Source organism: Streptomyces recifensis (assembly GCF_002154615.1).
GTDB classification, from domain to species: Bacteria; Actinomycetota; Actinomycetes; order Streptomycetales; family Streptomycetaceae; genus Streptomyces; species Streptomyces griseoluteus.
The window spans coordinates 1-6313 of record NZ_MUNH01000512.1; the positions used below are offsets into that span (position 1 = coordinate 1).

General features: G+C 73.7%; 6 protein-coding genes. 3 read left to right on the top strand and 3 right to left on the bottom strand.

Translation table 11 applies throughout. The features are described 5' to 3' along the window. Positions 1–238 precede the first annotated feature (238 nt). Positions 239–2257, bottom strand: coding sequence for a SpoIIE family protein phosphatase (locus CCN33_RS24520; RefSeq protein WP_167387935.1), 2019 nt, complete (start codon positions 2255–2257; stop codon positions 239–241). A gap of 150 nt (positions 2258–2407) precedes the next feature. On the opposite strand from CCN33_RS24520, the gene CCN33_RS24525 reads away from it, so the two are divergent. Then, positions 2408–2995 carry a thioredoxin domain-containing protein gene (locus tag CCN33_RS24525; RefSeq protein WP_086695661.1) on the top strand — a complete coding sequence of 196 codons (588 nt, stop codon included), beginning with the start codon at positions 2408–2410 and terminating at the stop codon, positions 2993–2995. A 105-nt stretch (positions 2996–3100) separates the two neighbouring features. Further along, positions 3101–3487: an NUDIX hydrolase gene (locus CCN33_RS24530; RefSeq protein WP_086695662.1), complete on the top strand. Its 387-nt coding sequence runs from the start codon at positions 3101–3103 to the stop codon at positions 3485–3487. A gap of 86 nt (positions 3488–3573) precedes the next feature. On the opposite strand, the gene CCN33_RS24535 is transcribed toward CCN33_RS24530, so the two are convergent. Beyond that, a complete protein-coding gene (locus tag CCN33_RS24535) occupies positions 3574–5328 on the bottom strand; it encodes an FUSC family protein (RefSeq protein ID WP_086695663.1) in 1755 nt (584 codons plus the stop codon). A gap of 114 nt (positions 5329–5442) precedes the next feature. Here CCN33_RS24535 and CCN33_RS24540 point away from each other — a divergent pair, with 114 nt between their 5' ends. Further along, positions 5443–6084: a DUF1345 domain-containing protein gene (locus tag CCN33_RS24540; RefSeq protein ID WP_086695664.1), complete on the top strand. Its 642-nt coding sequence runs from the start codon at positions 5443–5445 to the stop codon at positions 6082–6084. Here CCN33_RS24540 and CCN33_RS24545 read toward each other — a convergent pair. After that, a partial coding sequence (locus CCN33_RS24545; RefSeq protein WP_208621874.1) for a molybdenum cofactor biosynthesis protein MoaE occupies positions 6085–6313 on the bottom strand: 229 nt, incomplete at its 5' end.

Here is a 6313-nt window from a genome sequence, read left to right on the forward strand (position 1 = left end):
GGGCCGGTACCGGCCCCGGTGCGGCGTGTGCCGTGATGGTCATGCTGGAGGCGAGCAGCAGCCCGGCGGCGGTGGCGGCCAGGCGCAGGGAACGGGGAGCGGTCGGCATGGAGGCGGCCCTCGGCTGTGATGGGGGGTGGGAGCGCGGGAATGCGTGGAGCGCAGTGTCCACCACACCGCACCCGTCACGGAAGGCGCCCGGCGGCCGATCCCGTCACACCCCTTCACACCCCAACTCTCATTCGTGAATGGGTAGTTCGGCCCAGATGGTCTTGCCCCGGTGCTCCCGCCGGGTGCCCCAGCGCTCGGTGAGCCGGGCGGTGATGGTCAGCCCGCGCCCGTGCTCGTCGTCGTCGTCGGCCTGCCGCAACTGCGGGGCGGTGCTGCTGTCGTCGGTGACCTCGATGATCAGCACCTGGTCACGGACCAGCCGCAGCCGGATCGGCCCTGTGGAGTAGCGGACCGCGTTGGTCACCAGCTCGCTGACCACCAGGGTCGCGGTGAACGCGAGGTCCGCCAGATGCCAGTGCTTCAGCCGTTCCTCCGCGTGCCGGCGGGCCAGCGACACCGCCTGTGGCTCGTTCGGCAGCGACCAGGAGGCCACCTTGTCGGCGCCGAGGGCGAGGGCGCGGGCGACCAGCAGTACCCCGTCGTCGGCCGGATGGTGCGGTGCCAGATCGTGCAGCAGGGCGTCGCAGAGGTCCGGCAGGGGGCGGTCCCGTGGTTGCAAGGCCCTGTCGAGCCGAGTCAGTTGGCCGCCGGAATCGGTGCTCGCATCCCGCAGCAGCACCGGGTTGCACAGCACCATCAGCGTGCCCGCCGGCACGTCGAAGTGCCCCGCGCGGTAGCGGGGCGCGCCCCGGCCCAGTGCGGGGCCGACCGGGACCTGCGCGAAGGTCGCCGGCTCGTCGGGCGGGGCCACGGCGGGCGGCGGATGGCCCGCGCTGGCCACCGTGCACTGCTGCGCCACCGGGTCGTAGACCGCGTACAGACACGAGGTGCCCGCGCGCAGGCTGTCCAGGGACTCGTCCGGGTGCCGCGACTCCTCCGCGTCCAGCCGGCCCACCAGGTCGTGCAGCCGCTCCATCAGTTCCTCGGGCGTCAGGTCGAGCGAGGCCAGCGCGCCGATGGCGGCCCGCAGACCGCCCATGGTGACGGCCGCCCGGATGCCCCGCGTGGGCGGTTCTCCGACGACGAGTCCCACCCGTGCCCCGGACAGCGGGATGATGTCGAACCAGTCGCCACTGGTGCTGCTCGGCAGATAGCTGTGGGCGGTGGCCACCGCGCTGTGCCCCGGAACGTGCGCCGGCCGCAGACTGAGCTGGAGGATACGGGCCACCGACCGCTCCCGCGTGTACAACCGGGCGTTGTCCAGGCACAGCGCGGTGTGCCGCGTCAGTTCGGTGGCGAGGCGCAGGTCGTCCTCGGTGAACGGCGCGGTGCCCCGGCCCCGGTAGAACCGCGCCAGACCCAGCACCCCGCCCCGCGCGGCCAGCGGCACCGCCATCGCGGACTCCGCGCCGTCCGCCTGCGCGACCTCCTGCGCGCCGCGCCCGTCGGGCACCGTGTCGTCCCCGGTGATCAGCACGGGGCGCCCCCCGGTCAGCACCTCCTTGTACCGCGAGGTGAGCCCCGGCTCCATCACACAGCCGACCTCCCCCGTCCGGTGCCCGTTCGCCGCCCGCACCGACCGGAACCCGGCACAGCGCAGCAGCAGATCGTGCCCCAGGGCCTCCACCGGCGGCACATCGCCCCGCAGCACCGCGTCCAGCACGTCCACCACGATGGCGTCGGCCAGGTCCGGCACGCCGATGTCGGCGAGTTCCTGCGCGGTGTGCACCGTGTCCAGGCTGGTGCCGATCCGGGCGTTCGCCTCCCGCAGCACGCTCAGCCGGACCCGCGCCCGGTGCCGCTCGGTCGCGTCCACCACGCTGAGCGCCACCCCGGGCAGCCCCCCGTTCGCGTCGCGCAGCCGGAACGCGGAGAGCGCCAGCACCCGGTCCGGCGCGTCCGGCGTGGCCCCGCCCGCCACCTCCACGTCCCGGCGGGGCTCTCCGGTGGCCAGCACCTCGTGCAGCATCGCCTCCACCGGCTCCTGGTGCAGACCGGCCGCCCAGTGCCGCAGCGGCTGCCCCAGCGCGCCGCCCAGCGGCAGCACGGCGAAGTCCCCGGCCGCCTCGTTGAAGCCCATCAGCCGCAGCGTGCCGTCGAGGACGTACAGCGGATGCGGCGAGTCGGCGAAGAGCGCGTCGAGCACGGCCGTGTCCAGGCCGCGGCCACGATCCGGAGCCCTGCTGTGCGATGAGTCCACCCCTCCAGACTGCGCCCGCGAGCCGCGTCGTGTCGTCCCGGCCGGACCCCGTCCGCACCGTTCGTGCGCCACGCCCATCTGTGCCAAGCTCGACACATGACTCCCGCCAACACGACCGGCGACGACGGCACCACGCTGTACTACGGCGACCTGTCCGCGCCGCACGTGCTCCAGGTCTTCCTGGAGCTGCGCGACCGTGCCTCCGCCCGTCTGGCCCAGACGCTCCTGGACACCGTCCGGAAGGGCGCCGACGACGGAAAGTACGTGGTGAAGTTCCACTTCGCCGGGACGATGGACGACACCGTGGGCGGCAACGGCGACCAGAAGGCGCTCGGCGCGCTGGCCGCGGCGAGCGACGAGGGGCAGAAGCAGTTCATCGAGTACCTCGGCGCCCTCTTCGACAACCAGCCGTTCCCGCCCGCCAAGGACAAGTTCGCGCAGGGAGCGGTGCTGCTGTCGGTCGCCGGTGACGTGGACGGCCTGCGTTCGGCCGACTTCGACCGCAAGGTCTCCGACGACACGTATCTGACCTGGGCCGGGGAGTCCATCTCCACCTTCGAGACCTTCGGCCTGCCCGGCACCCCGGCCGTCTGGTACGACAAGGAGAACATTCCGGTCACCACGGTCGAGGGCGAAGTGGACACCGACCCGCAGAAGTTCCTCGCCGCGATCAAGACGTCCTGACCCGGCAGGATGCGCACCCGCGCCGCTGGGTAGGGAACGACCGTCCGGCCGTGGAGCCGGGCGGTCGACGCGCGTGCGGACCGGCGCGCGGGAGGGGACGGGGCGATGACTTCCGAGCGGGAGGCCGGCGGCCGGGTGCTGGCGGTCGCGGTGTACGACGGACGCCTGCTGCTGGTGACCCAGGGGGACGACGGCCCCTGGACGCTGCCCTCCGGCACCGCCGAACCGGCTGAGACACCGGGCGCGACGGCCGAGCGGGTCGTCTACGAACTCACCGGCTACCTCGTCGACGGCACCGAACCGCTCGGCCCGGCCGACGGCGAGTCGCCGGACGCCGTCCCGGCCGTGGTCTGCCAGTTGCTCACCGACTCGCCCTCCGGCGGGGCCTCGCTGCCGGCCGAGCAGATCCGCTGGGTCGCCTTCGAGGAGGCCGAGCGGGACGCGCTGCCGCCGGCCGTGCGCACCTACCTCCAGGGACACAGCCCGGTCTGAGCAGCCGTCATCTCGCGGCCGGCCCTCGCCCGTGCCAGGGGAGTGGCGAAAGCCGTCGGCGACCGCACATCCGACTGCCGCCGGGATCAGTGGTGGAGAAGCCTCGCGAGCAGGAAATACGCGCGCTGCTCGGCCGCCGCCAGGGCCGCCGGGTCGATGCCCGCCGACAGCAGTTCGCCCGCCGCCGCGTCGTCCGCCTCGCGCAACTCGACGACACTGACGGCCAGATGGACCGGGATCACCGGAGGCGACGCCCCGGTCGGGGAGGCCAGCGCCCGCTCGGCCCGCTCGGTCGCCTCGGTGCACTGCGAGAGCGCCCGCTCCACCCGTACCGCCGCCCGGTCGTGCACCACCACCAGCGCGCACACCAGCGCGATGGCGATGCCGAGCAGCGACCCGAGCCCCCGGTCCATGATCAGCTCCTCCGGCGACTCCGGGTCGGCCAGATCGCTCAGCAGCAGCGCCAGCGGGGTCAGGAAGACCACGCCCAGGCCGTAGTTGCGCACCACCACGTACTCCAACAGGAACTCCAGCGCCACGATGACCAGCGCCAGCAGCACCGGCGCCGGGTGCCCGGCCAGTACCCCGAGCGCGATGACCAGGCCGAGCGCCGTGCCCAGGGTGCGCTGCACGGCTCGCTGGACCGTGGTGCGGACGTTGACCGAGTGCAGTACGGCCGCCGCCGAGATGGCCGCCCAGTAGCCGTGACCGAGACCGAGCGCCAGCGCGGCGCCGCCCGCCACCAGCGTGCCCAGCACCATCCGCAGCGCCGGTACCAGCAGCACCGACACCGGCTTGTGTCCGCCGGGCCGCCCCCGCACCAGTACCCAGGCCCGCCGCGCCTCCGGATCGTTGGGCACCGGCGCGCCCGGAGAGAAGCGGCGGCCCGGCTCCGCGGGCAGTGAGGAGTACGCGGCCAGGTCGGCCAGCACCTGCGGACAGCGCTGGTGCCGGTCCGCCAGCATGCCCGCCTGGATCCGCAGCAGCCGGGCCAGCTCGCGCGGGTCCTCGGGCGTGCCGCGCGTGGAGTCGACCAGCAGCGACCAGGACAGATCGGTCAGCCGGACACACGTGTTGTCCTCACCGGGCTGCTGGGAGGTGGTCGGCGGCGCCAGCCCGAGCGAGTCGTACGCCTGGAGCACCGCCGCCGTCGCCCGGTGCCGGGAGCGGCCCAGCCCGCCCCGCGCCGAGTCCAGCAGCTCGGCGAGCCGGCGCAGCGCGGCCGCCACCGCAAGGCGCTGCGGCCGGTCGGGATGGACCAGCCGGCCCAGCAGCGCCAGCGCCCACGCCAGCAGAGAGCCCACCGCGGCCATACCCGTGCGGGGGAGTACCTGGCCGGGCGTGGTCGTGGCGTTGGCGGCCACCGCGAAGGAGAACAGCAGCAGGATCGCGCCCAGCCCGCCGAGCCCGGTCGCGTCGCACACGTACTTGCACACGCCCGCCACCAGCGCCGTCGCCACGACCACCAGCGCCGCGCCGGCCACGCTGGACCAGGGATGCGCCACCGAGGCCAGCGCCGAACCGAGGCCCACACAGGCCGTCATGGCGAGCGCGACCCACGCCAGCACCCACGCCCGGCGGCGGTAGGGCAGATTCCGGCCGAACGTCGTGGTGAACGCCCCGAGCATCCCGTAGACCGCGAGGTCGGGACGGCCGGCCAGCACCGCCGGCAGGCCCGCGAGCGCCATGGCCAGGGCCGCGCGCAGCGCGAACAGCAGCGCGCCGTCGACCCGCTGGAGGGCCAGCGCTCCCCGCGGGAACAGCACATGCCCGACGCCGGAGGTGTCCCACCGGCGCCCGTCGCCACCGCCGGCGGGGGAGGAACGGCGCGAAGGGGGCATGTTCGGTGTATACCACCTGGCCCCGCCGCAGTCCTGATCGGCTTGCGACGACGGTGCTCGGAGGCTGCTCATCTGCCGGGCCGGAAGCGGCGGACGGGGCTAGGGTGAGGCCGTATGAGCATGTGGCTGCCGGTGTCCGCGGTTCCCAGGCTCGGCGGCTCACTCGCCGTCGGAGCGGTCGTCGGCCTTGTCGTCGGGCTGACCGGCCATCCGGCGCCGCTGGCCATCCTGTCCGGTATCGCCGCCGTCGGGACCGTCTTCGTGGTCACCGGCTGGACCGTGCTGTGGCCCATGGACGCCGAGACCACCCGCGCCGACGCGCGCCGTGAGGACTTCCGGCCCGCCGTGGACGAACTCGTGGTGGTCGGCGTCTCGCTGTGCGGGCTCGGGGGCATCGTGCTGATGCTGGTCGCGCACCGCTCCGGCGCCGACACCGGGGCCGCCGCGGCCATCGCGCTGCTCGGCGTCCTCATGGCCTGGGCCGCGCTGCACCTGATGTACACGACCCGCTACGCCTATCTGTACTACGGCCCGGCCCGGGGCGGCATCGACTTCAACTCCGAGCTGAAGCCCGCCTATGCGGACTTCTTCTACTTCAGCTACAACCTCGGCATGACCTACCAGGTCTCCGACACCAGCGTCTCCCACCCGCTGATCCGGGCGGTGGCGCTCCGGCACTGTCTGCTGTCGTACCTGTTCGGCATCAGCGTGCTGGCCACCACCATCAACCTGGTCGCGGGCGTCGTCACCGGCTGATCAGCAGGCGCCGACCCATTCGGTGGCGCCGTCCGTGAAGATCTGCCGCTTCCAGACCGGCACCTCGTGCTTGAGGGTGTCGATGAGCTTGCGGCACGCGGCGAACGCCTCCGCCCGGTGCGGGCAGGAGACCGCGGTGATCACCGCGACGTCCCCGATGGCCAGCAGACCCGTCCGGTGCACGGCGGCCAGCGCGCGCACCGGGAACTCGGCCGCGATCTCCTCGGCC

Excerpts from the sequence above, each read along its gene's own strand:
- CCN33_RS24540 (WP_086695664.1), top strand. The coding sequence starts at position 5,443 with ATGAGCATGTGGCTGCCGGTGTCCGCGGTTCCCAGGCTCGGCGGCTCA.
- CCN33_RS24530 (WP_086695662.1), top strand. The coding sequence starts at position 3,101 with ATGACTTCCGAGCGGGAGGCCGGCGGCCGGGTGCTGGCGGTCGCGGTG.
- CCN33_RS24525 (WP_086695661.1), top strand. The coding sequence starts at position 2,408 with ATGACTCCCGCCAACACGACCGGCGACGACGGCACCACGCTGTACTAC.
- CCN33_RS24535 (WP_086695663.1), bottom strand. The coding sequence starts at position 5,328 with ATGCCCCCTTCGCGCCGTTCCTCCCCCGCCGGCGGTGGCGACGGGCGC.